21 protein-coding genes are annotated in these 23,079 nt (G+C 69.5%); 5 read left to right on the top strand and 16 right to left on the bottom strand.

The annotated features are described in order from the left end of the window. Positions 1–3: 3 nt before the first annotated feature. Both M2351_RS45315 and M2351_RS30965 read right to left on the bottom strand, forming a co-directional pair. Positions 4–780, bottom strand: coding sequence for an RNA polymerase sigma factor (locus M2351_RS45315; protein WP_406567453.1), 777 nt, complete (start codon positions 778–780; stop codon positions 4–6). Positions 781–991: 211 nt separating this feature from the next. Further along, positions 992–1,774: a Crp/Fnr family transcriptional regulator gene (locus M2351_RS30965; protein WP_264659864.1), complete on the bottom strand. Its 783-nt coding sequence runs from the start codon at positions 1,772–1,774 to the stop codon at positions 992–994. 303 nt (positions 1,775–2,077) lie between these two features. Between M2351_RS30965 and M2351_RS30960 the strand changes: the two genes are divergently transcribed. Further along, positions 2,078–2,377, top strand: coding sequence for a hypothetical protein (locus tag M2351_RS30960; protein ID WP_264659863.1), 300 nt, complete (start codon positions 2,078–2,080; stop codon positions 2,375–2,377). Between the two features lie 139 nt (positions 2,378–2,516). After that, positions 2,517–2,966, top strand: coding sequence for a PPC domain-containing DNA-binding protein (locus M2351_RS30955; RefSeq protein WP_264659862.1), 450 nt, complete (start codon positions 2,517–2,519; stop codon positions 2,964–2,966). A gap of 25 nt (positions 2,967–2,991) precedes the next feature. On the opposite strand, the gene M2351_RS30950 is transcribed toward M2351_RS30955, so the two are convergent. After that, on the bottom strand, positions 2,992–3,369 hold the full coding sequence (locus tag M2351_RS30950) for a sensory rhodopsin transducer (RefSeq protein WP_264659861.1): 378 nt from the start codon (positions 3,367–3,369) through the stop codon (positions 2,992–2,994). Between the two features lie 124 nt (positions 3,370–3,493). Then, positions 3,494–4,639, bottom strand: coding sequence for an enolase C-terminal domain-like protein (locus M2351_RS30945; protein WP_264659860.1), 1,146 nt, complete (start codon positions 4,637–4,639; stop codon positions 3,494–3,496). A 201-nt stretch (positions 4,640–4,840) separates the two neighbouring features. Between M2351_RS30945 and M2351_RS30940 the strand changes: the two genes are divergently transcribed. Continuing rightward, entirely contained in the window at positions 4,841–6,286 is a 1,446-nt protein-coding gene (locus tag M2351_RS30940; protein WP_454464602.1) for a thiamine pyrophosphate-binding protein, read from the top strand. On the opposite strand, the gene M2351_RS30935 is transcribed toward M2351_RS30940, so the two are convergent. The 3 genes from M2351_RS30935 to M2351_RS30925 all read right to left on the bottom strand — a co-directional run bounded on the left by M2351_RS30935 (position 6,224) and on the right by M2351_RS30925 (position 7,814). Continuing rightward, positions 6,224–6,703, bottom strand: a complete 480-nt coding sequence (locus M2351_RS30935) for a DUF805 domain-containing protein (protein ID WP_264659859.1) — start codon at positions 6,701–6,703, stop codon at positions 6,224–6,226. The genes M2351_RS30940 and M2351_RS30935 overlap by 63 nt on opposite strands. Positions 6,704–6,965: 262 nt before the next feature. Then, complete coding sequence (locus M2351_RS30930; RefSeq protein ID WP_264659858.1) at positions 6,966–7,367, bottom strand: DUF6228 family protein; 402 nt, start codon at positions 7,365–7,367, stop codon at positions 6,966–6,968. A 108-nt stretch (positions 7,368–7,475) separates the two neighbouring features. Further along, positions 7,476–7,814: a hypothetical protein gene (locus tag M2351_RS30925; protein ID WP_264659857.1), complete on the bottom strand. Its 339-nt coding sequence runs from the start codon at positions 7,812–7,814 to the stop codon at positions 7,476–7,478. 250 nt (positions 7,815–8,064) lie between these two features. Between M2351_RS30925 and M2351_RS30920 the strand changes: the two genes are divergently transcribed. After that, on the top strand, positions 8,065–8,508 hold the full coding sequence (locus M2351_RS30920; protein ID WP_264659856.1) for an immunity 50 family protein: 444 nt from the start codon (positions 8,065–8,067) through the stop codon (positions 8,506–8,508). Between the two features lie 18 nt (positions 8,509–8,526). On the opposite strand, the gene M2351_RS30915 is transcribed toward M2351_RS30920, so the two are convergent. The 9 genes from M2351_RS30915 to M2351_RS30875 all read right to left on the bottom strand — a co-directional run bounded on the left by M2351_RS30915 (position 8,527) and on the right by M2351_RS30875 (position 22,049). Then, positions 8,527–8,841 carry a hypothetical protein gene (locus M2351_RS30915; protein ID WP_264659855.1) on the bottom strand — a complete coding sequence of 105 codons (315 nt, stop codon included), beginning with the start codon at positions 8,839–8,841 and terminating at the stop codon, positions 8,527–8,529. 448 nt (positions 8,842–9,289) lie between these two features. Next, complete coding sequence (locus M2351_RS30910; RefSeq protein ID WP_264659854.1) at positions 9,290–11,740, bottom strand: LCCL domain-containing protein; 2,451 nt, start codon at positions 11,738–11,740, stop codon at positions 9,290–9,292. Between the two features lie 508 nt (positions 11,741–12,248). Continuing rightward, positions 12,249–13,868 carry an ATP-binding cassette domain-containing protein gene (locus M2351_RS30905; RefSeq protein ID WP_264659853.1) on the bottom strand — a complete coding sequence of 540 codons (1,620 nt, stop codon included), beginning with the start codon at positions 13,866–13,868 and terminating at the stop codon, positions 12,249–12,251. Continuing rightward, on the bottom strand, positions 13,849–15,996 hold the full coding sequence (locus tag M2351_RS30900; RefSeq protein WP_264659852.1) for a peptidase domain-containing ABC transporter: 2,148 nt from the start codon (positions 15,994–15,996) through the stop codon (positions 13,849–13,851). The genes M2351_RS30905 and M2351_RS30900 overlap by 20 nt, the downstream gene beginning before the upstream one ends. A 61-nt stretch (positions 15,997–16,057) precedes the next feature. Further along, positions 16,058–16,951, bottom strand: coding sequence for a thiopeptide-type bacteriocin biosynthesis protein (locus tag M2351_RS30895; protein ID WP_264659851.1), 894 nt, complete (start codon positions 16,949–16,951; stop codon positions 16,058–16,060). Further along, entirely contained in the window at positions 16,851–19,190 is a 2,340-nt protein-coding gene (locus tag M2351_RS30890) for a lantibiotic dehydratase family protein (RefSeq protein WP_264659850.1), read from the bottom strand. The genes M2351_RS30895 and M2351_RS30890 overlap by 101 nt, the downstream gene beginning before the upstream one ends. Before the next feature lies 1 nt (position 19,191). Beyond that, positions 19,192–21,024 carry an MBL fold metallo-hydrolase gene (locus M2351_RS30885; RefSeq protein WP_264659849.1) on the bottom strand — a complete coding sequence of 611 codons (1,833 nt, stop codon included), beginning with the start codon at positions 21,022–21,024 and terminating at the stop codon, positions 19,192–19,194. Between the two features lie 150 nt (positions 21,025–21,174). Beyond that, positions 21,175–21,396 carry a hypothetical protein gene (locus M2351_RS30880; RefSeq protein WP_264659848.1) on the bottom strand — a complete coding sequence of 74 codons (222 nt, stop codon included), beginning with the start codon at positions 21,394–21,396 and terminating at the stop codon, positions 21,175–21,177. A 311-nt stretch (positions 21,397–21,707) separates the two neighbouring features. After that, positions 21,708–22,049 carry a hypothetical protein gene (locus M2351_RS30875; RefSeq protein ID WP_264659847.1) on the bottom strand — a complete coding sequence of 114 codons (342 nt, stop codon included), beginning with the start codon at positions 22,047–22,049 and terminating at the stop codon, positions 21,708–21,710. On the opposite strand from M2351_RS30875, the gene M2351_RS30870 reads away from it, so the two are divergent. Continuing rightward, a complete protein-coding gene (locus tag M2351_RS30870) occupies positions 22,048–23,079 on the top strand; it encodes an IS701 family transposase (protein ID WP_264659846.1) in 1,032 nt (343 codons plus the stop codon). The two genes, M2351_RS30875 and M2351_RS30870, sit on opposite strands and share 2 nt — an antisense overlap.

The following is a 23,079-nucleotide window of genomic DNA, read 5'->3' as shown; positions in this document are numbered from 1 at the left end:
TGCTCAGCGGACCGTCCTGGAGGGAGGTGTGGGAAGCCGCGCGGCCTCAGGCCGGCGCGCCGACGGCGGCCCACGGCTCCGTGCGGCGGGGGGCGTTCCCGCTCCGGGGCGACGCGATCGACGCCGGTCGGGCCGTCTCCGGACCGGCCGGTGGTCGGTGCAGCGGGGGCAGCGCGAGGGGCGAGGCGACCGGAGCGGCACCGCCTGTTCCGCGGGGGCGGCCAGTGCCGGAGGGATGGGTGCCGGAGGGATAGGCGCCGGAGGGACAGGCTCCGGCGGGGCTGGCCGCGGTGCACCGAGCGAGCGGGGTGGGACCGGATTCTGCCGCGGGCATACCCGGCGCCGCCGCTCCAGATTCGCGCGAATCTGCTCGCGCGCCCGCGACAGGCGGGACCGGATGGTGCCCACGCAGATGTCCAGACGGGCGGCGACGTCTTGGTACGCCAAGCCATCGACGACGACCATCTCAACCAGAGCGCGCGGTGCCGGCGGCAACGCCTCGATGGCCTCTTCGGTCTCATGCAGGGCGACGCACCAGACCTGGGCTGGCGGAACCGCTTGATCGTTATCCCCCAGGTCGCAGAACGTGCAGAGTTGCTGGCGGCGGCGCTGGCTGAAGAAGAGGTTCTTGAGGATGGTCACCAACCACGCCTCGAGGTTGCTGTCAGGGCAGAACTTGTCGGCATTGCGCAGCGCGCGCTCCAGGCAATCCTGGACCAGGTCTTCCGCCGCCGCGCGTTCGCCGGTCAGCCTGTGGGCGTAACGCTGCAACTCGGGCATGCACCTCACCAGGTCGGCTTCGAAAGTGGTGGGCACTGGACTCCCCCGCTGGTTCGTGGTGCTTGACCGGGATCGAGAGGGTGTTGACAGACGGGGGTTCCGGCTCCGTACAGCGGCGAACGGCAGAACGCCCGTGTTCTCTGACCAACTTGCGCCCACGAAGCCGGTTCCTGAAATTGCGCACATATGTGCGCGATTTAATGTTTGGCTGTCAGAGGCTTGGGCTCTCAACGGACCGTGCGAGCGGCGTGTAGCCGGAAAAGCGGGTCAACAGGGTGCGGTCCAGAATGGTAAGCCGCCCGTCGGCGATGTGGGCTATGCCCTTGGCGCGCAGTTCGGCGAGCGAACGGCTCACATGAGTTCCCGACAGACCCGTCGCGTCGGCGAAGTGGCGGCGGCGCAGCGGGAATTCGCAGCCGTTGTCTCGGACTTCCCCGGCGAATTCCAACCGCTCGGTGAGTTCCATCAGCAAAAAGGCAATGCGTTGCGGTCCCAGGGCGCGGCCCAGCACGGCGAGCCGGCCGTCGGCGCGCCGCTTGTCCTCGATGAGCGTGTGGATCAGCGCAAGGGTCAACGCCGGAAAGCGGGTGCACAGCTCGCCTAGGGATGGTGCTCGCAGCCGGCACAGAACCACGGGCGTCAGCGCGGTGACCGCGTAATCCCAGTCACCCAGAAACGCTACCTGCAGGCCGAAGACATCGCCCGGCAGCAGAAACTCGAGGATCTGCCGGGCTCCGTCGGGCAGGCGGATGGAGCGGAACGCCCAGCCCGAGAACAGCGTGTAGAAGAAGCCATCCGCCGGCCCGGGCTGGATCAGCCGGGCGCCGACCGGTCGGGAAAGTTGCCGGTCTCGCAGCGCGTTCACCGAACGGAATGCATCATCATCAAGCTGCTGGAAGAGCCGCACTTGCCGCAGCGAGCACTCCTGGCAGGCCACATTGGGACGGCACCATGGGGCGGATGAGCGGGGCGCATCGTCGGAGCTCTGGTCCATGGACCGCTCATTCAAAGCTGGTGGGAGTGGAACAGGCGGTCGAGAGCGCAGCTTTGGTCTGGGTGGCGCGCAGGCGGGATTTCGTCGTCGGTCGAAAGCACCGTCACAGGCACAACGAGGCGTCGCCGTGGGCGTTCCAAATCACACGGGGGTGCGACAACTGTACTGAGGTTCCGTAATCGGGAGGGCAGGGGCATGGTCAGCCTTCGACCGACCGTGTGGTTGGTCCACAGTCTGTGGTACGGACCACCGGCGCCAAGCGTTGACCACGGACAGACGTTGAGCCGCTATAGGAGGGTTCTGATGGCCGATGCTCACCGCTCTTTCGTGGTCTTGCCCTGGTACCGGCGCGAGGACTGGCCCGAGTTCAAAGAACGGCTGGCCGATGGCAATCGACTTCATGCGACGTATGATGAATGGTTGCAGGCTTCGGAAGCGTTGGTCGCCGAAGTTCTTGCCACCAGGCTCGTCGCCGTCAAGGTCCACATCAACCCCGATGAGTTTGCCGTCTGGTGCGCGCGGCGCTACCTGGACATGGACGCAGAGGCGCGTGCCGCGTTCACCATCGACGCGATCGCCCGGCGGCTTGAGCACCACCGGTAAGCGGCCGACGTCCTCTAATAAGCCACGTTGCGTGCGGCTGGAGCGTTGCTGGACGGCAGGTCTTTCGCGCGGGGCAGGCGATTGGCTGCGGTCGGCGTTCCCACCACCCAGTTTGCGGATGAATTCAGGAGGTCGGGTCATGCAGGTCAGACGAATCAAGGACGGACCGGAACGGGTCTACGCCATCGTGTTCCAAACCGGCGACAACCCCATCGAAGGATTGAAGGCGGTGGCCCGGGACGAAGGGCTGGGCGGGAGCAGCGTCACAGCGATCGGGGCCTTCCAACGAGCGGTGCTCGGCTTCTTCGACTTCGAGCGCAAGGACTACCATCGCATTCCGGTGGCGGAACAGTGCGAGGTGGTGTCGCTGATGGGCAACGTCGCCGAGGGCCCCGACGGACCTGGCCTGCATCTGCACGCCGTGCTCGGCAAGTGCGACGGGCAGGCGGTGGCCGGCCACCTCCTGGAGGCCGAGGTTCATCCGACCTTGGAAGTGATGCTGTTCGGAAGCCCGGCGCACCTGGTCCGGCGCAAGGACACGGAGACGGGCCTCGCCCTGCTGGCGCCGAGCCACCCGGAGACGGCATAGGCGCGCAGGGCGGGTCGCTTCCCGCTCAGCCGGCGAAGGGGACGACGCTCAACAGCGCGTTCTCCGCCTGCCGACTGTCGAGCCGGGTCAACTGCACCACCACCGGCGCGTCCGCCTCGATCACGCTGGAATAGGGCGTGCCGAGCGGGATCGGCTCCGGGTCCTTCAGCAGGTTCATGCGGACGTGGTTGGTGCGCCGGGCGCCGACCCGGACGCGGTAAGGGCCCACCGGCTCGCGGTCGGTGAAGTAGAGGGTAATCCGCACCTCCACCTCCCGGTCGCCGGTGTTGAGGATGCTGAGCCCCTCGTGGCTGGTCATCGCCGGTTCCGGCCCGTGGCCCCAAGCCGGGATGTAGCCGTCGGGAATGGCCCAGCGCGTGTGGCCAATCGCTGTGTTGGACATGCGCACCCTCCTTTTTGCTCGCTTCGTTGCGCGGCATGCACCGCACGCTCACAGGGGGCTTGGCGGCACAGGGCGCTGCGATGAACCGCCGCCGCGGTCATCACCGCCACCCGGCATTCAGGCGTCAAACTCGCTCGTGATCGACGGTGTCGATGCTGGTCATGGGGTGAACCTCGCCGGCGTCGGCCCGCTTCAACGCGATGCCCAGGCCGGGGCGGAAGCGATCCGGGACCAGTTGCCCGTTCTCCGGCGTGATCGCGCCGTCGAACAGCATCGTCTCGATGCGGGCGTGGTCATGGAAGTATTCGATGTTCTTGAGCGTGCGGCAGGCGCAGCCGACCTGCGCGTGCAGTGTCGGGGCGGTGTGGGCCGACAAGGGCAGGCAGAAGGCCTCCGTCAGCGCCGCCGCCGCCAGGAATCCGGTGATGCCGCCACAGCGGGTGGCGTCGGCCTGGAGCACGTCCACCGCCCCGGCCTCCAGCATGCGGCGGAAATAGACCGGGGTGTAGCCGTATTCCCCGGCAGCGATCATCATGCGGCCAGGACCGCGGTCGCGCAGCAGGCGAAGGCCTTCCAGGTCGTCGGAGGACACCGGCTCCTCGAACCACGCGACTCCCCGCTCGGCGAAGCGCTCCGCCTGGGCCAGCGCCAGCTTGCGGTCGTAGGCGCCGTTGGCGTCCACATAGAGGTCCGTGCCGGGACCGAGCGCCCGGCGCGCCAGCGCCACGCGCTCCACGTCACGGGCGGCGTCGCGGCCGATCTTCATCTTGACCGCGGGCAGCCCGTCCCGCGCCCAGCCGGAGAGTTGTCCGACGAGGCGGTCGTCGGAGTATGAGGTGAAGCCGCCGCTGCCGTAGGCCGGCGTGCCGTCGCGCGCGCGGCCCAGCAGGTCGGCGACGGAGCGGCCGAGCAATTGCCCTTTTAGGTCCCACAAGGCCGTGTCCACGGCCGACACCGCCATGGCCGCGATGCCCGGCCGGCCCAGGTTGCGCACCGCCTGGGTCATCACGATCCAGGCGCGGTTGATGTCGAGCGCGTCGATGCCGCGCAACCGCTCCGCCAATGGTCCGGCGATCAGGCGCGCCGTGGCGTCGTCGGCGTAGCCGTAGCCGAGCCCGCTCCGCCCGCCGGCCTCCGCCGTGACAACGACGAGCGTCGTGTGGTCCCAGTCGAGCGTGCCGTCAGCCTCCGGCCGATCGGTCGGGATCCGGAACGTCTCGACCCCGATCCGATCGATGTCGACTGTGTCGTTGGATGCTTGCGGGTGCATGCTCCAGCCCCCTGGGTCGTGCCGCCGATGGCCGGCCAACGCACCGGCTTCGGGCGGGTTCCCATAATGTGCCGGCCGCTCAGGGCGATGGAAAACGCATGCGCTTTCCAGCGAACCGGCCTCGCCGATCACCGTTGAGGCAACAGGGCAGCCATCCCTGGCAACGACTCGAGGGGGCGAGCATGACAGACACCGTCAGCGATTTCTTCTGGAACCGGCTTTCCGGGCGATGGTATCAACGGGCTGGTCGGCGCGCTCGCGCGGGCCGGCGACCGCTTTGATTTCGTGCAGGTGCGCCACGAGGAGTTGGCAGCCTTCATGGCGAGCGCGCACGCCAAGTACACGGGCGAACTGGGCGTGTGCATGGCCACCTCCGGCCCTGGCGCCATTCACCTGCTGAACGGCCTGTACGACGCCAAGCTCGACCACCAGCCGGTGCTCGCCATCGTCGGCCAGCAGGCGAGGACGGCGCTGGGCGGCCACTACCAGCAGGAGGTCGACCTGATCTCCTTGTTCAAGGATGTGGCCGGCGACTACGTCCACATGGCCGCCACGCCGGCCCAGGTGCGTCACCTGGTTGATCGCTCGGTGCGTATCGCCAAGGCCGAGCGCACCGTCACCTGCATCATCCTGCCCAAGGACGTTCAGGAGATGGATGCGGTGGAAAAGCCGCCACGGGCGCATGGCACCGTGCATTCCGGTGTGGGCTATGCTGCCCCGGTGGTCCGTCCCACCGACGCCGACCTGCGCCGCGCGGCCGACGTGCTGAACGCTGGCACCAAAGTGGCGATGCTGGTCGGCGCAGGGGCGCTGCACGCCACCGACGTGGTGATCGAGGTGGCCGACGTCCTTGGCGCTGGCATCGCCAAGGCGCTGCTCGGCAAGGCGGCGGTGCCCGACGACCTGCCCTTCGTCACCGGCTCCATCGGCCTGCTCGGCACCAAGCCGAGCTGGGACATGATGATGAATTGCGACACGCTGCTGATGGTCGGCTCCGGCTTTCCCTATTCGGAGTTCCTGCCCAAGGAGGGCCAAGCCCGCGGCGTGCAGATCGACATCAACCCCAAGATGCTGAGCATCCGCTATCCCATGGAGGTCAACTTGGTCGGCAACAGCGCCGGCACGCTGCGCGCTCTGATTCCGCTGCTGCAACGCAAGCCGGACCGTGCTTGGCGACAATTGTCGAGGACAACATCCCACACACCGACCTGCGGCCCCGAGCGGGCCGTGCGGACCGGGATGGCCTGCATGCGGCGCAGCAGCGCCATGGCGTGCCAACCGTTGAACCGGCGGCGCAGGACCGCTCCAGAAGCGCGGCCCGGTGCCGGCCACAACGCGCACCACTGGACGCCTTCCCGCACGAAGAAGCGCAACGCCTCGACCACCGCGAGCGTCGGAACGGGCGGGCGACCCGGACCCGGTGCCCGCCTCGCGATCCGGTCGATAAGCTCCGCGACCAGCCCCGCCGCCTTCGGCCCCATGCCCACCTCCAAGCCAAAGACACGAAAACCGGAGGGCGGGCACTCGATCCCCTCTGGCGATGGGCTTCAGAGGGTTCTGAAAGCCGCGCCTTGGAGCCATCGTTCACACGCGCATGACCGCGCCTTGGCTGTCGGGGGCGGCAGGTGTGCGGGTGCCAGGGGGTGACCCGTAGCCATTGTCCGTCCGGTTGCCCGGGGCAAACAGGAGCCACAAGAAGGCGAACGTCGCCACAATGGTGGCGATTGTCCCGAGCGCGGGGGCGACCTCCAGGAGAAGGCCACCGGCGAAAGCCAAGGCGCACATCCACAGGAGATGCCAGCCACATCGGTTAAGGTCGTGCAGTCGCTTCACCACGATGGCCGCGAGCATCCAGAAGTTCAAGACTATCCCGGGGAATGCACCGATGACAGCAACGACGCCAATCACCTCTGGCGAATCCACGAGGTTGCTGAGGAGGAAGGCGGGAAGCATGCCGGCCAGCATGGCGCCGCCAGCGATGATTCCGGCGAGGTGATAGTAGAGGAAGTACGGCAGGCGAGCCAGCCGCCCATCGAAACGGAACAGGATCTGCTTGAGGGGCATACACGCCTCCGTGGGTCGGGAAAGCGAACATCCCCTATCTGCTCCTCACCGGGCGCATAGGCTGTGAACCGCGCCACACGCTGTCACACTTCGGCTTAACGGATGCCGCGGCATCGACCAACACTCCCGTGCAGTCGGCCGCCGGGAACGTCAGCTGAAGTGCGCCGACCCTGACGGACCGTTACGCGTGCAGCTGGGCAGTGACGCAGGAAGCCGCACGGTGGCACACGGGCAAACGGCACGATCCGGCGGCCTCGGCCCATCATATGCCTGGGCCATGGAAGAATGTTTTCGCCCTCCTCGCGATCTGGGCCAACTGCCCAAATTCGACAACCAGCCCAACCGAAACGCGCCACTCCTCAGGCGCGCTTTGCTGGCCTCTCAACCCGACCTCGAATGTCACGTTGCCTAAGGACGTGCAGGACGCGGCGATACAAAAGTCTCTCTCGATGGAGGCCCAGGACCGCTGTCCTTGCCAGGGCTTGTCGCACCCGCCAAGTTCTTCAAAGAAGCCGCTTAACCCATCGGCATCAGCATCGGCATACATCCACACCTCGGTCGAAGCCGAAACCAAATCACCCTTAAGTTCGACATGGAAGCGCTCGCCGCTCCAGTTGCTGAAACTGATCTCACGGCCCGACTCTGATGAGCGTATGGAAAACATCGTTCAATCCTCTCGGTTCGCTTCTTTGGGCTTGTCCAGCATAGGATCGGCCTTCAACGGGATTCGCCGTTTCGACGGCCCTGAGAGATCGATGAGTGGCCGGCGGACCTAATGAGACATTTCAAGAAGCACGATCCTTTCTTCATCCCGGCCTCGCCACTCCGATGCAAAATAGGCATACGCGCCCGGGAGTTCGTCGAGAGACAACATGGTTTTCCTCGTCACCACATTCGGCCGCACTTTCCGCCAGTGCATGAAGCAAGCGGCAATTGGGGTCCAGCGCAAAGGAAGGCCAGCTGATGCTTCGACGAAGCGGAAGGGCCCTTCGCGCAGCATGGATTTGATATCGTCGGGCTCAAGGGTGCGTATGCGATGTCCGAAACCGTTGCCATCGTCTTCCCACAGCTGATCGAGCGGCATCGTGACAACACGGCGGGGGTGAGGCATGGCGCGCATCCGAGATTGAGTGGTCAGGCACAACAGGCATCGCCCTTTGGCGGTGTGCGGCAACCGGTTTTATGGGGATGTGGCCGACGCGGAGAGCGGGCACGCTGCACCACGCCTTCATGGACCAGATCAGAGCTTGGATCGGGGCGTGGGCTGGCAGCATCAGTCCTCCTCCCTTTGCTCGGTGGCGCCAAGATCCGATCGGCCGTATTCTGCGGCGCGAGGCCATCGAAGCCCTCCGAGGACGGCCATGACGTCGCTGTCTTGGATGAACTGGGTAGACGTGCTTGCCCACCCGCACGCCGTGCGGTCGCTCTTCACGGATATGACGTCCTTTGAGACCTTTGCGCGGGTCGATCTCCACGAGATCAACATAGACCGGGAAGGTCCGGTGCTGCGCCTTCGCTTCGACATTCCGATTGTTCCTTCCTCTCCTCCGAAGCGGTGGCAGAAGGGGGTGTGTGTGACGCAGTTCGTCCTCGCCGCCTGGCGCGTGTCGAGCATCGACGTGCAGGGGTTCGGCTGGGAGGTGCCCGGCGAGCTGACGGGGGCCTGGACCTCCGAAACCCATCAGGCTTTGGCGCTTTGTTTTTCCGGACCGGCTTGCCAGCTCCGCGCGACGTGTGAGGTTTTGCGGGTGGAGCGGGTATCTGAGCACAGCAAGAGCATTGGTTCGGCAATCAACTTTCCATGAATGCCAATCGAACGCCCTTCAACGCTTCAAACTGGCGATGAACTCGACGAGATCGGCGTCGCGCGCCGCCTCCAGATGTGGCTCCAACTCGCGGGCCATCGCGGTCAAGCGCTCCAGGTCCTCGCGGTCGGACGCCTCGGCGAGGCGGCGCTGTTCGGACGCGCGGACGAGCGCGCCGGTCGGAGGACGGAAGACCGGATGCGGGTCGAGCGCGGCGTCGCCGAATTCAGCCTCCAGCATTTTGCGCATTACGATGCGCTGCTGGATGCCGGCGATGCTTTCAACGAGATCTTCGTAGGCGCGCAACGCCAGTTCGCGGGCGATGATGGTCATGTCGCTCCTCGTGGTCCAGTCGATGATCGAGCCCTCGGCGACAATCGGCTTGGCGCTCTCCCAGGCGGTGGTGCGGCCGACTCAAATCGAGGCCAGGCCCCGGGCGTCGTCACCACCCAAGCTTTGTGCGTGGAGGAAGGGATTAGGTGTGCCAGCGCTGGCGCCGCGGTGCGGGCGGCTTCGCCTCCTGCGCCTGCTGTCTCACGCCCATCATACGGAGCGCTGAACAGCCCTGGCCCTCCGGTGTGAACAGGCGCCGCCCCTACGCCGACCCGACGGAACGTTCCATGGCAGGGGCTCCCTTGTCGTCGAGTGATATTGAGGGTTCGAATTCGAAACCGACGGCGCTTGATCACTTCCATTGCGGTTGTTGCAATCCCCTGCGGCTGTGGAAATCCGGGGAGCAGACCGGAACGGTTCGAGTGCCGTCGGTGTGACAACCCGAGCTTCAATCGAGGGCTTTGGCTTCGACCCGCCGATTGAGCGCGCGCCCCTGCGCGGTTTCATTGTCCGCAATCGGCTCCATGCGGCCGTGCCCACTCGCCTTGAGGCGATCCCGCTCGATTCCGTTTCGGGCCAACCAGGTGAAAACCGTCAGGGCGCGCCGCTCGGACAGATCCTGATTGTGCCCGGCCGTCCCCGTTGCATCGGTATGCCCCACCAGCTCAAGCCGAAGGCCGGGATCGCCACGCAAAGCCTTCAGCAGATCGCGAAGCACCGGCTCCGCGTTTGGCTGGAGGTCGGCGGAATCAGTGACGAAATTGATGTACATCTGCACGTGCCCGGTTTTCTTCAGCGTTTCCGCGATCGGGGCCTGAACGGGACGTCCGGCTTTGTCGAGCAGGTCCTGAGGCGCCGTGGGCGGTGTTGCCGGCGGGTTCAGCCCAGCGACGCTGAAGGCGCCGCCCCACTTGCTGCGATCGGATTGCGAGGTGATGCCGTTGCGCGTGACGCCGGGATAAAGGGGCGGCTCCTCGCGCGGCGTGACGATGATCTCGCCACCCTGCTTCCCGACCGCCCCGGCGTGTAGCGCGGCGCGGCAGATCGGCGAGACGTCGGCGTAGACATCACTGCCGTAGACGTTGCTCGAAACCCGGAGCGCGTCCGGCGAGCATCCGCAATTCAGCGGCGCCGTCGTGCCGCGGAACGCCGTGAAGGCGTCGGGGCAGATGTCCATCCGCATGCCGGCCGGCGTCCAGGCCTCGGGTGTCTTGGGCGGCCGTATCGAACTGGCGACGCTGAAGGCGCCGCCCCATTTGCTGCGGTCGGATTGCGAGGTGATGCCGTTGCGCGTGACGCCGGGATAAAAGGGCGGCTCCTCGCGCGGCGTGACGATGATCTCGCCGCCCTGCTTCCCGACCGCCCCGGCGTGGAGCGCGGCGCGGCAAATCGGCGAGACGTCGGCGTAGACGTCGCTGCCGTAGACGTTGCTCGAAACCCGGAGCGCGTCCGGCGAGCAACCGCATCTCAGCGGCGCCGTCGTGCCGCGGAACGCCGTGAAGGCGTCGGGGCAGATGTCCATCCGCATGCCGGCCGGCGTCCAGGCCTCGGGTGTCTTGGGCGGCCGTATCGAACTGGCGACGCTGAAGGCGCCGCCCCATTTGCTGCGGTCGGATTGCGAGGTGATGCCGTTGCGCGTGACGCCGGGATAAAAGGGCGGCTCCTCGCGCGGCGTGACGATGATCTCGCCGCCCTGCTTCCCGACTGCCCCGGCGTGGAGCGCGGCGCGGCAGATCGGCGAGACGTCGGCGTAGACATCGCTGCCGTAGACGTTGCTCGAAGCCCGGAGCGCGTCCGGCGAACAACCGCAGTTCAGCGGCGCCGTCGTGCCGCGAAACGCCGTGAAGGTGTCGGGGCAGATGTCCATTGTCATCGCCTTCGCTGTCGCGGCTGGCGACGTGACGGGAGACGCTGTTGCGGGAGGCCCCGGGGACACCGCCAACGGCCGGTCCGGCTCCGGGCCGGAGACTGCGGCGTTGACGGTCGGCGGCGGCGCAGCCGGCTCCGCCGACACCTCGGCCTCGCGCGGCACGAATTCGAAGCTGCCTTCGATGGGAGAGACCGCCAACCATGGCTGCTGTCGACCGCCGGTGGCCGTCTTCACCTTAAGGCCGACCGTGTTGAACATCCGGAAGATGTCCAGGCCGGGCAGGCTCATCGCCTCCAGCAGGGCCTCCGAATAAGGGCTGTGAATGCCCTCGCCGTCATAGGCAACATTGCCGGGCTGGGTGGCGTAGCCGATCACCGTGCCGGCCGGCGCCGTGACTTGGCTCAACCCCGGCGCAACCCCGCGCAGGTTCCGGCCAGAGAAGGGATTGTTCCGGCAGGCATCCAGAATGACGATGTTGAGGCGGTTGCCGGCCCCGGACATCTCGTCGAGCACGTAGGTGGCGTCGACCAACTCGTATTTGACATCCGCGACGCTGCTCACGTTGGCTTGGCTCGGCACCAGGTAGTTGGAACCGTTCATCTGGACGCCGTGCCCGGAATAATAGAACAGGCCGACGGTGTCCCCGCTGAGGCGACGGCCGAAGTCCCGAATGAGGTTTTCCAGGCCGGCCTTGTCGGGATCAAGTTGAGGACCACCTCCGATCAGCTCGAAGCCGGTCTCGCGCAGCATCGTTGCCATATCTCGCGCGTCGTTGGCCGTGTTCGCCAAGGGTGGGATGTGGCGGTAGTTGCTGATGCCGACGACCAGCGCGATGCGCTTTTCGGCATGGGCCACGGATATCGAGCCCGCGAGCAGGAGAAGGAGGAGAAGACAGGAGCGACAGACAGACATGAGGCATCTCCAAAGTCCGCGATCGAACCCGTGACCGCCATCAAGTGGCGAGGATGAAAGCAACGGGATCATGCCGACGGCATCAGAAGACATCACCGATACGTCACTGTCGATCAATGCTAAGGCATTGATCTTCCTGACATAACGGCCGAAAAACGATCGAAACGATCATTTTCCGGGCGCATCAATCCCTTTTTGCCCTTGTTCCACAGGTGGTTAGGTTGCCCAGCAACAGTCATCCTGTCGACGTGCCGAAAGCGGCTCTATCCATAAGGTGAAATCTATCATCCGTCGCGTCACAATCTGCTATCCCGATGATCGGCCAGATCAATGTTGGGGCCTATACAAGAGAGGAAGTATCTCTCCTTTGGAACGGGCCGGGATTCCCGGAAATTGTATTCAGGTTGCCGCTGACGTCGGTTCATCGGTGCGTTTTGCGATTAGGGTGTTGAGGTAACGAGGAGCCTTCGGGCCGTAGCGATGGTCGGCAACCGCTTTGACCGTTGCACACTTCATCGATCGGGCCGCCGCGAATGCGGACGGAACCTGGACGATGCCCGATCTCGCGCCGGCACCGTTAGCTTGCGGTGGCCGATGCGTGCACGCGCAGCACGCCGTAGCCGGTTCATCCGGGCAGGGCGAGCGAGGAAGGATGTTCCACCAGCACCACCGTGCGGCCGGCGAACAGCCCGCGGCCATCCAGCCGGTCGCGGAGCGCCGGATCCATGTTGGCCATCGTTTCGTCCAGCAGGACCACCGGTCGGTTCGAGGCGACCGCCGCCGTCAGGGCCAGAAGCTGGCGCTGCCCACCGGAAAGCGTTCCGGCGCCGGGCGGCAGGGGCGTGTCGGCGCCCATCGGCAGGGCGCGGAGCCAGCCGGCGAGGCCCGTCCGTTCGGCGGCCTCCGACAGCCTGGCCGGATCGGCTTGGGAGAGCAGCGCCAGACTCTCCGCGATGGTGCCGCCGAACAGTTGAAAGGACTGCGGCAGGTAGAGCACCTGCCGCCGGCCATCCCGTGCATCCATGCCGAGGACGGACACGGAGCCACGCTCCGGCCTCGCCAGCCCGGCGATGAGGCGGAGCAGCGTGGTCTTGCCACTGCCCGATGGACCGTCCAGCCGGGCGACCTCCCCACACCGAACCAGCAGAGTCTGATCGGCGATCGTCCAGGCCGCCTCGGGATCGTAGCGGTACCACGCGTCGCGCACGGCTATGGCGGGATGGTCCGTTGCGACGCGTCGGACGGCCGGCGCTACCGGCACAGGTTCGGGATCGGGAACGACGCCGTCCACCGCGGCGGAAACGCGCTCCATATACGGCGCGCTGCTCAGCAGGACGAGAGCGGTGCGGACGATCGCCAGGGTCGGCGGGATCAGCGCCTCGACGAGCAGAAGGGCGCTCAGCACCGCGCCGACGCTGAGGCGGCCGTCGGCCGCGAGCAGGGCTCCCCCAGCCAGGACGCCCACGCGCGCCGCCTGATGCGCCCCGTCGAACAGCAGGTCGAGCCACAGTCCGGCGCGCAACCGTTCCAGCGCGGCGCCCTGGTGCGCGGTGAAGGCGAAGCGCCAGCGGCCCAGTCCGGCCTCACCGCGTCCGGCCGACAGCAGGGTCGGCGCGCCGCGAAGGAGTTCGTAGAGCCGGCCACGGTGTCGCGCCGACGCCTCCAGCTCCACGCGTTCCAGCGCCGCGTGGCGGCGCGCCAGCGGCCAGCTCAGGGTGGCGACGGCCAGCGTCCACAGCGCCAGCCCGGGCGCGAAGGCCGGCTGCACGCAGACCAGCCCGGCCACGGCGGCTAGGGCCACCAGCGCGTCCAGGGCGGGAACCAGGACGACGCGTGCGGTCAGGCCGGCGATATGCTCGGCCGAGGCCAGAGCCTGCGACGTCGCACCGACGGTGGATCCGCGCAGGCTGCTCAGCGGCGCCGCCATCAGGCGGGCGAAGACGTCGCGCAGCACGGCGCCCTTCAGCCGTGCCTCCAGGTCGCGCAGGACCGCGGCGCGCAGGGCGTCGAGCGCCGCCCGTTGTACGGCGACCAGGGCGACACCCGCGCACACCAGGGCCAGCAGCGCGCGGTCGCCCGCCGGCACCACGCGGTCGGCGACGAGGCCGGTGAGCAGCGGCAGCGCCAGCGCCGACGCCTGCATGGGGAGTGCGAGCAGGGCAAGACGGAGCAGCGCTGGCCGTTCGGCGCGGACGGCGGTCCACAGGCGTCGGAGGAACCGGTGGTCAGGGAACCGGGCTTGCATGTTGCGTCGCCTCCAGAAGAGATCGGAACGGGCCGGGTCGAGACGCCAATTCGGCGAAGCGGCCCCGCTGGACGATGACGCCCCGGTCCAGCACCAGAATGCGGTCGGCGTTCCGGACGGTGGCGAGGCGGTGGGCGATGACGATGCGGGTGCGGCGGATCCGCGCCAGGTTGGCGTGGACCCGCGCCTCCGTGGCAGCGTCGAGCGCGCTGGTCGCCTCGTCGAGCAGCAGGATGTCCGGGTCACCGGCCAGCGCGCGGGCCAGCGTCAGCCGCTGGCGTTGCCCGCCGGACAGGCGCGCGCCGCCTTCACCCAGCGGCGTGTCGATCCCCTGCGGCAGCGCCGAGACCACCTCGTCCACGGCGGCCAGCCGGCACGCGGTCCACAGCGCGGCGTCGTTGGCACCGGGGGCGAAGAGCGTCAGGTTCTCGCGCACCGTGCCGTCGAACAGGAAAGGCTCCTGCAGGACGATGCCGAAGCGGCGGCGCAACGCCTCCGGCCGGTAGGCGGCCACCGGCCGGCCGTCGATCGACACCCCTCCCGCGCGGGCGTCGAGCAGGCCCAGCATCAGCCGGCCCAGCGTCGATTTGCCAGCGCCGGACGGCCCGACGATGGCGACCATCTCGCCGGGGGCGACCGTCAGGTCGATGCCGGACAGCACCGCGGGCCCGCCCGGCGCGTGGGCGTAGCCGGCACCGGTCAGGCGGATGGCGCCTTCCAGGCGCACCGGGGCGATGCCGTCGTCGCGCTCGGGCCGGAAATCCAGGATGTCATCGATCCGCGCCCGCACAGCGCGGAGCTGGACGATGCGGTCGGCCAGAGTCGCCAACGCGTGCAGCGGCCCATCCAGCATGCCCTGCACGGCGGCGAAGGCGCCGAAGCCGCCCAGCGTCAAACCGCCGTCCAGCACCGCCAGCGTGCCCAGCCCCAGCATCAGCGCCGAAGCCGCCGCGTCGTAGCCTTGCAGCACCAGGGCGTGAACGTGCTGGACGCGGTCGCGCGCGCGCTCCGCGACGAGGCGGTCGCCGAGATGGTCGGTGTAGCGTTCGGTCAGGCGGGCGGACAGGCCGAGGCCGCGCACCGCCTCCGGCGCGGAGAGGGCATCCATGGCGGTGCCGGTCTCGCGGCCGCGCATGGCCATCTCCGCCGTTGCCGCATCGCCGCGGGCACCGCTGAACAACCCGAGCAGCGGCAGCCGAACGCCGGCGACGGCGAGCGCCAGGAGGCCCAGCCCGGCGTGGTAGGACAGCAACAGCCCGGCGAGCCCGAGCACGAAAAGCCCGTCCAGAAGCGCCATGACCACCCCGACGAGCGCCGCGCGGAGGTCGCCGGTGGCCTCGGCGCGCTGCATCAGGTCGCCGGGGGCCCGTTGCAGCAGGAAGGTGGGCGGCAGGCGCATCAGGTGGCCGATGACGCGGTCCATCAGCGCGCGCTCCGTGTGCATCTGCACCGCGTTCATGATGAGGTCGCGCGCCAGGGTGAGCAGCAGCCGCCCGGCGCCGGCGCCGGCGATCAGAGCGATTCCCGCGGCGAGCGGACCGTCCGTCGAAAGGGCGTCCACGACGCGTTGCGTCGCCGCCGGGACGGCCAGCGACAGCCCCTCCAGCAGCAACGAGGCGGCGAGCAGCGCCGCCAGGGCGGCACCCCGGCCGCGCAGCGCCTGGGCATAACGCTGCAGGCCGCCGGTCGCCTTGCAGGGGGTGAAAGCCGCGCCCGGCGTCATGCACAGGACGATTCCGGTGAAGGCGGCCTCAACCGCCGCCATGGGCAGGCGGCGCCGTCCAGACCGCGGGTCGACGATCCAAACGCGCCCGCGCGCGACCCGCTCGACCACGACGAAGTGCGAACCTTGCCAGTGCGCGACGGCCGGCAGCGACACCGTGCCCAGCGCCCCGGCGGGCAGCCGGTAGCCCTGGACCTCCAGCCCAAAGCCGGCGGCGGCCCGCGCCAGCGCAGCGGCCGACACGCCGTCGCGCGACGCACCGCAGGCGGCGCGCACCTCGTCCAGCGGAACGGCGGCGCCGTGGTGGTGGAGCAGCATCAGCAGGCAGGCGCAGCCGCACTCGGCCAGTTCCATCTGCGGCACATAGGGCACCCGTCGTCGGGTCCAGGCAACGGTGAAGGACATGCGACACCTCCCAGTCGGGCCGGGTGATAGAGCAGGAGGCCGGCCGTCGCTTTGGCCGGTCTCACACGCCGGCGCAGGCCGGGGCGGAACTGACGGCGGCGCGGTATGCGCGCAGGATCGCCTCCATGCCGCTGTGCGGGTCGAGGGCGGCGGTCATGCCGTCGATCAGGCGCCGGCGAATGTCCGGCTCCAGGCCAAGACGGTTCCAGTGGAAGAGCGCAACCATGGACAGGGCCGCCCGCCGTCCGGTCGTCAGGCGGCCGGTGCTCCAGGCGCGGGACAACGCAGAGGCCAGCCGCGCGTTCGCCGCGGCCATGGCCTGGCACGCTTCCGGCGCCAGCGCGGCGATGTCCTCCAACCCGACGACCGGCAACGGGCGTCCAGCGCCGGGGATGATGTCGTGCATGGCCGCCAGCCGGCACCAGACGTCCCACACCTCCTCCGGTCCGCTGTCGCAGCCGCGGCGGAACAGGTCGTTCAGCACCGCCAGCGTCAGCACCGCGGGCGTGACTCCGGTGCCGCCCCGGGCCAGCGAGGCCGCCTGCACCGCGGCATCGGCCAAGGCCCAGCGGTGGGCCGCCTCCATCATGGCCGGGCCGCCGAACAGATGGACCTCCGGCTCATAGACGCTGGCCGACCAGCGCCGCGCGACGCCCCGCCGGACGAGGCCGCGCAGGACCGGCGCCAGCGCCGCCGAGGCGTCCTCCTCCCGGCCCGGCCGGGCGCGAAAGCGCAGGCGCAGGCCCGGCTCCTTGCGCTGCCAGAACCACAGGTCGAGCACGCGCTCCCTCCGAAGCCGGCCCGCCGCCTCGGCGACGGAGAGCAGGATGGCGCGGTCCGCCCCGGGTGTCCCGTCAGGCGCGGCGTTGATCTGCAGCCAGCGGCGTCCGTCCGGCGCGGTCGCGCGACCAGGCGTGGTGGCGCCGATGGAAGGGCAGGGCGATTTCCGTGGCATGGCGGTCTCCGGTGGCGAAGAGCAGAAAGCCGGTCGGGTCCGGCGCGGCGACGACAAGATGAGGCAAGGTGGCCGGCAGCCCGCGCAAGGCGGCCTCGACCGCCAGCGGGCTGCCCCACCGTACGGCCAGCGGCGGCTCCCCAAGGCGAGTGACGGTGACGAGTTCGGGCACTCCGTGCGCCGCCGATCCGTGCGCCGCCATCAGCCGACACCAGCGGCGGAAGCGGACGGCGGCGTTGGGCGCCTCCAGCAGACCGGCCAGCGACGGGCCGGTCAGCGTCAGACGGCCTGGGCGGATCACCGCGCCAACGGCGAGGCGGAGGGGCCGCGACAGCACGGCGCCGGTTTGCGCGCCGTCTGCCGTCTCGGTCGCAAAGGGCAGAGCCTCGGGATCGTACCAGGGCGCCAGAACGCGCCCGCCGGTCAGCAGCAGCGCTTCAGCCGCGGCGCCGAACAACCCGAGGTCGACAGAGCAGGTGCCAACCACCGCCATCGGCCGTCCTTGGCGGCTCACGGGCATCGGCCGTCTCTGGCCGGCTTGGCGCGCGAGCACCGGCGCGTCGGGACCAGCGCGCCCGATCGTGGGAATATCAGCGGCCCTCCACGGGTCGATCAGCGGCAGCCGCATCCGCCGGGGCGTCGCCAGGGCGTTGTGGGCGACGCCAGGCGGCGGGGCGAGGCGGCGCAGGTCGATGCCGCCGGCTTCTGCGGCCTGCCTGAGACGTTCGCCGCACCACGCGGTCAACTGGCTCCAGGCCGGGCCACCGTGCAACCCGCCCAGGCGGGAAAAGGCCATGGCGCTTTCCCCGGCCAGCCCGACGACGGTCAGCGCGTCCGCACCCGCCCGCACGACGAAGGTTCCCTGCGGCGGGGGCGGGGGCAGCGGGTCACCGGCGGAAAGCGGCGGCAGACCGGTCGCCAGCCAGCGCTCCCAGCCCCGGACGCGCGCGTCCAGCACCCCGCCCGGCTCCAGCGCGCGGGCAACGGCGGCCCAGTCGGCGGCAGTCCGGCTGGGTGCGTCCACAGCCGGGGACGGGGCTGCGGCGAGGGTGCGGCGGACGTGCAGGTCGGCGCAGGCGGCGGCAAGGCCGTGCTCCAACTCGAAGCGGTCGACCTCCTCCAGCAGGGCCGTCAGGCGGTCGCGCTGATCAGCGCCCAGCGTGACCCGGGCCGGCAGGCCCGCGTCGCAGCGCAGCGCGACCGGCCCCGGATCGGGCAGGCTAAGGTCGGCGGCGAGCCGGGCGACGCGGGCGCCGACCTCGTCCTGGGCAGCGAGCACCGCTTCCGGCGTGGCTTGGTCCAGCGTGGCTTCCAGGCGGCGGCAGGTCGCGCGCAGGTCGGCGACCGCCGCCCGCCACAGCCCGCCCTCATGGCCGCCCTTTGCCCCGCCGAGGCGGCGGCCGGCGTCGGCTAGAGTTTCCCACACGGTGGTGAAGGTCTGCGGAAAGGCCAGACCGCCGGTGAGCAGCCCCGCGGCCACCAGCGCGAGGCAGAGGCGGCGGGCGCCCTCGGCGTCGCGGCCGGTGGCCTGGGCGACGCGGCGCACGCAGCGCTCGAAGCGGCGCGGGGGGCCGCCCAGAGCGGTCATCGCTTGGTCGACCACCGGGGCCGCGGTCACGGGGGGACGGCCGGAGGAGGCGGGCAGGACCCAGCAAGGCGCACTGCCGTCCTCCGACGTCACGCGGGTGAGCCCGGCGACGAGCGCGAAGCGTCCCCGCGTCCGGTGCGGCGGGCGCGCGGCCACACCGGAAAACAGCGCGGCCAGCGGCGCCACGTCGGGGGCGATGCTGTAGCGCGCACGCGCCGGGCGCACGGAGGTCCGGGAGCCCCAGGAGGCGAGAATGGTGCCGGCCCACAGGTCGCAGGGCGTGCTGCGCCAAGCGGCGCGGGCGAGCCAGCGGTAGAGCGCCTGCTCGGCCTGCCGGGACTTCTTGTCGCGCGCGGGGGACGGCGGCTTGGCCGCCAGACGCCAGTACGCCGCCGGGCTGGAAAAGGCCAGCGCGCGGGCGAAGGCCGGGTCGTCCAGGGTCTGTGCCACCAGAGTGGCCTGCTGCGCCACCATGGCCTCCGCGTAGCGTCCGGCGAAGGCCGCGTCGTCCAGGTCGGACAGCGCGTCGCGCACCAGACCGGGGGCGGCGAAGGCGTCCAGCCGCGACAGCGGGAACAGCGACGCTCGGACGACAACGCGTGGCGCCAGTTCGTGCGCGGGGCCACGGTAGTGGGGGGTCGGCGCATCCATGTCAGGCCTCTGGTGCGGCTTCCGCCGCCATGGCGAGCGCGTGCAGGGCCATCTGGCCGTGGAGCCGGCGGTCGACCTCCTCGGCGAAATGGTCCTCCAGCAGCAGGGCGGCGGCCCACTCCGTCATCATGCGGGAGAAGTCGTCGGTGGTCAGGCCGTTCGCGGCGAGCCAGGCCAGCATGTCGTCGCGGCGGGTCAGCCGCCCGCGGCGGCGCACGGTGTCGGCCACGGCCTGCACCTGCTCCGCCGTCACCTCCAGCCCGGCGGCGCGAACCGCGTCGGCGGCGAGCACGCGCAACAGCGCTTTCTTGCGCGCCAGCAGCACGGGTTCGTCGAAGGGGCCGGGTTGGGGGGTGGGCTCGGGCGCCGCGTCGTAGGGCCAGGCGTAACCGGGCCGGCGCGCCGTCGCGACGCCGGGGTCGCCGGGGTCGAAGGCGTCGCCGGGGCGGGCGATGCGCACCCGCACGGGGGAGGCCACCGCGGTGAAGTGGCTGGCGCGGCGTTCGGCGGCGGTGGTGACGACCTCCGGCGGCGGGTCGAAATGGTCGCCGGGATCGGCCAGCCGGTCGAGGACGGGGCCGAGCCCGTTCTCCCAGTACCAGGGCGCGCCGCCGTCGGCGTAGGGAACGAGAGTCCGCGCGCCCCAGCGCTCGGCGATGTCCAGCGCCTCGTCGGCGCCGTTCATGATGGTGTGGCGGACCAGCCGAAGGTCCGGTGGAACGAACAGGGCGTAGCGCGCGACGGAGGTCGCCACATACTGGACCGGATACAGCGACCACGACCGGTAGCCGCAGAACAGCGCGTCCAGCGGACCCGCGCGCCGGCGGTCTTCGGTCGCCACGTTGCGCGTGTCGCCGGCGCAATCCCGGCCGGAGTCCGCGCAGAACGCGATCCGGCGGCCATTGGCGGCGACACTCCACACGTTGCCGACGTTGCGCAGCTCGGGGTGAAGGACGGCATCGGCGGTCGGCTGCTCCCCATAGAAGGGCAGGGCGGTGATAAGGGCGTCGCCGATCCGGCGCTCCTGCCACCAGGTGACCGTCTCCACGCGGCGGAAGCCCAGTTCGCGCAGGCGATGCGCCATGTCCACGGACAACGCCGATTCCCGGTCGACCGCCGGCACCAGGATCGGAACGTCCGGGCCGAAGCGCAGCAGGGTGCCGGGATGAAAGTGATCGGGGTGGGAGTGGGTGATCAGGATGCCGTCCACCGCCCAGCGCGGGAAGGGCAGCGGCCGGTAGGCGCCGCCCGGCGAGTGGGCCAGGAAGAAGGGGTCGACGAGCACGCGCGTCCGTCCGGTGTCCACCAGGGCGGTGGCGTGGCCGAGGAACGTGACCCGGTTCCGTGGGGCCTCTTCAGGGTCGTCGGTTTCGGCGTTGGGAGGCGGCGCGAAGGCGCCGGCATCGTCGATGGCGTCGAACAGGGCGGCGGCAGCTGGATGGCGCGGGCGCCGGGCGGTGCGCTGCCAGTCGCCGATCCAGCCGGCAAGCTCCTGGACGAGGCCGGCGCCGATGGCGACGGTGCAGCCCCGGCCGGCGGCCATGTTCGTCACGTCGAGGCGGTCGGGGGCGATGGCGGCGGTGTCGGGATAGAGCCAGTCTTTGCGCAGGTGGGTCGGCGTCTCGTACAGCCCGCCGAAGGCGTCGGCGCGCATCAGGGCGGACCACGCGGCCGCCTGGTCGGCCATCAAATCCTGGGGAAGCACCGCGGCGGCGCGGCGGCGGAGTTCCGTTTCGATCCGGTCGGAGACCATGCCGCCGAAACGCGTGTCGTCGCGGTAACCGACATCGATCGCCACATGGTCCTGGAGCCGGCGGTCCGGTGTGCGTGCCATGTCCTGTCTCCCCGCGGAGGTCGTGCGCCGATCCTGGGGACGGACGCGTTGCGCGACCGGTCCTCCGACGCTTTGGTTGGGGTCCGTCGAAACCGGCCCGATTGCGCGGGCCGGCCTCGTCGAACGCTGCGGTCGGGGGCGCCGGCCGCCTTACTTCTTGAGCACGGGGTTGATGACGGGGTTGACGTTGGTGCCCGGACGCCAGCACATGGTCGACCAGCACATGGTGGTGTAGGCCTTGGTCTGGACGCTCCCGCCGACGATCTGCGACTGCGTGACGCCGACGCCGCCGACCACGGCTTCCAGATCGGCGATGTCCACCGGCTTCACGTCGGCGACGGCTTCGGACGACTTTTCCATCTTGCTCATCATGGCTCTCCTGTGTTCGAGGTTCCGGGAAGGCGGGATTGTCCTTCTCCGCGACGGCCGGCCGGATCGTCAGGGGTTTGTCCGTTCGGCGCCGTCGAGAGACATGATGTGTCGATCGCGGCCTGCGGGCTGTGAGCCGGTTCACGATTTGCCGGAGGTTGTGATCTCCATTTCCAAATCCATAGACCGTGTGTGGAAATTGGCAAACCATACGTGCACGTTGTATCGGCGGCAGCCGCTGAACCAATGTCGGGGGAGACAGCGGTTCTGTTGCAACGTCTGAGCTGGTCCTTGCACGTTTTGAGCGCTTGAGGTCAGGCGTTGATCCAGAAGAAGCTCTCGGTGGCGATGAAGTCGAGCGCCTCGTCGAGCGGCATGATGACGGACCCGAAGTCGCCGGGAGCGGCCCAGGCATCGCGACGCCACCAGAGCACCTGAACCGTATCGTCGCGTCCGGTCGGGCGTAGGCGAGCCACCGGCCCGCCGGTTCGGCGGCTGTAGAGCGTGTAGCCGCGGTTGACGCGCACCACCTCGACCCCGCCGTGCGGAAAGGCGAAGGCCGCGATGCGCTCGCGCAGCGCGTCACTTTTGGTGGCCGTCGTGATCTCCTCCCCCGGCACGGGTTGCCGTGGCGCCATCCCTCGGAGCGCCTTCATGGTCAACACGGTCCCGCGCCCTTTGGTCCAGTGGCTTTGGCCCTTCATCGGCTGCTTTTCCGCCGCGACCTGGCACCACGTCCAGGTGCTGGTCGCCGGGGCTGTGCTGTGCCCCGGCCGGCGCACCGTCACGGGCGCGCTGCGCGTCATGGGCCTGGAGCAGGTCCCAAGCTTCGCCGTCTATCACCGCGTGCTGAGCACCGCCCGCTGGTCGGCCCGGCGCGTCGCACGCGTGCTGCTGCACCTCCTCGTCAGCGCTCTGGTGCCGCATGGGCCGGTGGTCATCGCCCTCGACGACACCATCGAGCGTCGCTGGGGCAAACGGATCGCCCTACGCGGCATCTACCGTGACCCGGTGCGCTCCAGCCACGGCCACTTCGTCAAGGTCAGCGGCCTGCGCTGGCTGTGCGTCATGCTGCTCGCCCCCGTGCCGTGGGCCGGCGCTGTCTGGGCTCTGCCCTTCCTCAGCGTGCTGGCGCCCTCCGAACGCGCCGCGCAGAGCCAGGGCCGGCGGCACAAGCCGCTGCCCGACCAGGCGCGGCAGGCGTTGTTGCAGACCGCCCGCTGGCTGCCCGACCGGACCGTGATCGCCGTGGCTGACAGCGGCTTTTCGGCCATTGAGCTGTTGCGCGCCGTCGCCGCACACCTCACCGTGATCACCCGCTTGCGCCTGGATGCCGGGCTGTACGAGCCGGCCCCGGCGCGCACCGCGCGGACCCTGGGGCGACCGCGCGTGAAGGGAGCGCGGCTGCCCACGCTGAACGAGCGGCTGGTTGATCCAGCGACCGTGTGGCAGCGGGTGACGCTGCGCGGCTGGTACGGCAAGACGGAGCGGCGGCTCGACCTCGCCTCGGGCACGGCCATTTGGCATCACCCCGGCCGCCAAGTGGCGATCCGCTGGCTGCTGGTGCGTGACGGCGAAGGCGAGAAACCGCCGCAGGCGTTTCTGAGCACCGATCCCGCCGCCGCCCCGCTGGCGACCCTCGGCTGGTTCGTCCAAAGGTGGCGCGTCGAGATCGACCAGCCATGA

Source organism: Azospirillum canadense (genome assembly GCF_025961225.1).
In the GTDB taxonomy this organism is placed as follows: Bacteria; Pseudomonadota; Alphaproteobacteria; order Azospirillales; family Azospirillaceae; genus Azospirillum; species Azospirillum canadense.
This window is presented reverse-complemented; position numbering and strand designations above follow the sequence as displayed.

What these genes read in the sequence shown, in the direction of transcription:
- M2351_RS30870 (WP_264659846.1), top strand. Translation starts at nt 22,048, where the DNA reads ATGGTCAACACGGTCCCGCGCCCTTTGGTCCAGTGGCTTTGGCCCTTC.
- M2351_RS30920 (WP_264659856.1), top strand. Translation starts at nt 8,065, where the DNA reads ATGACGTCGCTGTCTTGGATGAACTGGGTAGACGTGCTTGCCCACCCG.
- M2351_RS30955 (WP_264659862.1), top strand. Translation starts at nt 2,517, where the DNA reads ATGCAGGTCAGACGAATCAAGGACGGACCGGAACGGGTCTACGCCATC.
- M2351_RS30935 (WP_264659859.1), bottom strand. Translation starts at nt 6,703, where the DNA reads ATGCCCCTCAAGCAGATCCTGTTCCGTTTCGATGGGCGGCTGGCTCGC.
- M2351_RS30880 (WP_264659848.1), bottom strand. Translation starts at nt 21,396, where the DNA reads ATGATGAGCAAGATGGAAAAGTCGTCCGAAGCCGTCGCCGACGTGAAG.
- M2351_RS30885 (WP_264659849.1), bottom strand. Translation starts at nt 21,024, where the DNA reads ATGGCACGCACACCGGACCGCCGGCTCCAGGACCATGTGGCGATCGAT.
- M2351_RS30875 (WP_264659847.1), bottom strand. Translation starts at nt 22,049, where the DNA reads ATGAAGGCGCTCCGAGGGATGGCGCCACGGCAACCCGTGCCGGGGGAG.
- M2351_RS30905 (WP_264659853.1), bottom strand. Translation starts at nt 13,868, where the DNA reads ATGCAAGCCCGGTTCCCTGACCACCGGTTCCTCCGACGCCTGTGGACC.
- M2351_RS30900 (WP_264659852.1), bottom strand. Translation starts at nt 15,996, where the DNA reads ATGTCCTTCACCGTTGCCTGGACCCGACGACGGGTGCCCTATGTGCCG.
- M2351_RS30925 (WP_264659857.1), bottom strand. Translation starts at nt 7,814, where the DNA reads ATGCCTCACCCCCGCCGTGTTGTCACGATGCCGCTCGATCAGCTGTGG.
- M2351_RS30950 (WP_264659861.1), bottom strand. Translation starts at nt 3,369, where the DNA reads ATGTCCAACACAGCGATTGGCCACACGCGCTGGGCCATTCCCGACGGC.
- M2351_RS30890 (WP_264659850.1), bottom strand. Translation starts at nt 19,190, where the DNA reads ATGGATGCGCCGACCCCCCACTACCGTGGCCCCGCGCACGAACTGGCG.
- M2351_RS30965 (WP_264659864.1), bottom strand. Translation starts at nt 1,774, where the DNA reads ATGGACCAGAGCTCCGACGATGCGCCCCGCTCATCCGCCCCATGGTGC.
- M2351_RS30895 (WP_264659851.1), bottom strand. Translation starts at nt 16,951, where the DNA reads ATGCCACGGAAATCGCCCTGCCCTTCCATCGGCGCCACCACGCCTGGT.
- M2351_RS45315 (WP_406567453.1), bottom strand. Translation starts at nt 780, where the DNA reads ATGCCCGAGTTGCAGCGTTACGCCCACAGGCTGACCGGCGAACGCGCG.
- M2351_RS30945 (WP_264659860.1), bottom strand. Translation starts at nt 4,639, where the DNA reads ATGCACCCGCAAGCATCCAACGACACAGTCGACATCGATCGGATCGGG.
- M2351_RS30915 (WP_264659855.1), bottom strand. Translation starts at nt 8,841, where the DNA reads ATGACCATCATCGCCCGCGAACTGGCGTTGCGCGCCTACGAAGATCTC.
- M2351_RS30930 (WP_264659858.1), bottom strand. Translation starts at nt 7,367, where the DNA reads ATGTTTTCCATACGCTCATCAGAGTCGGGCCGTGAGATCAGTTTCAGC.
- M2351_RS30960 (WP_264659863.1), top strand. Translation starts at nt 2,078, where the DNA reads ATGGCCGATGCTCACCGCTCTTTCGTGGTCTTGCCCTGGTACCGGCGC.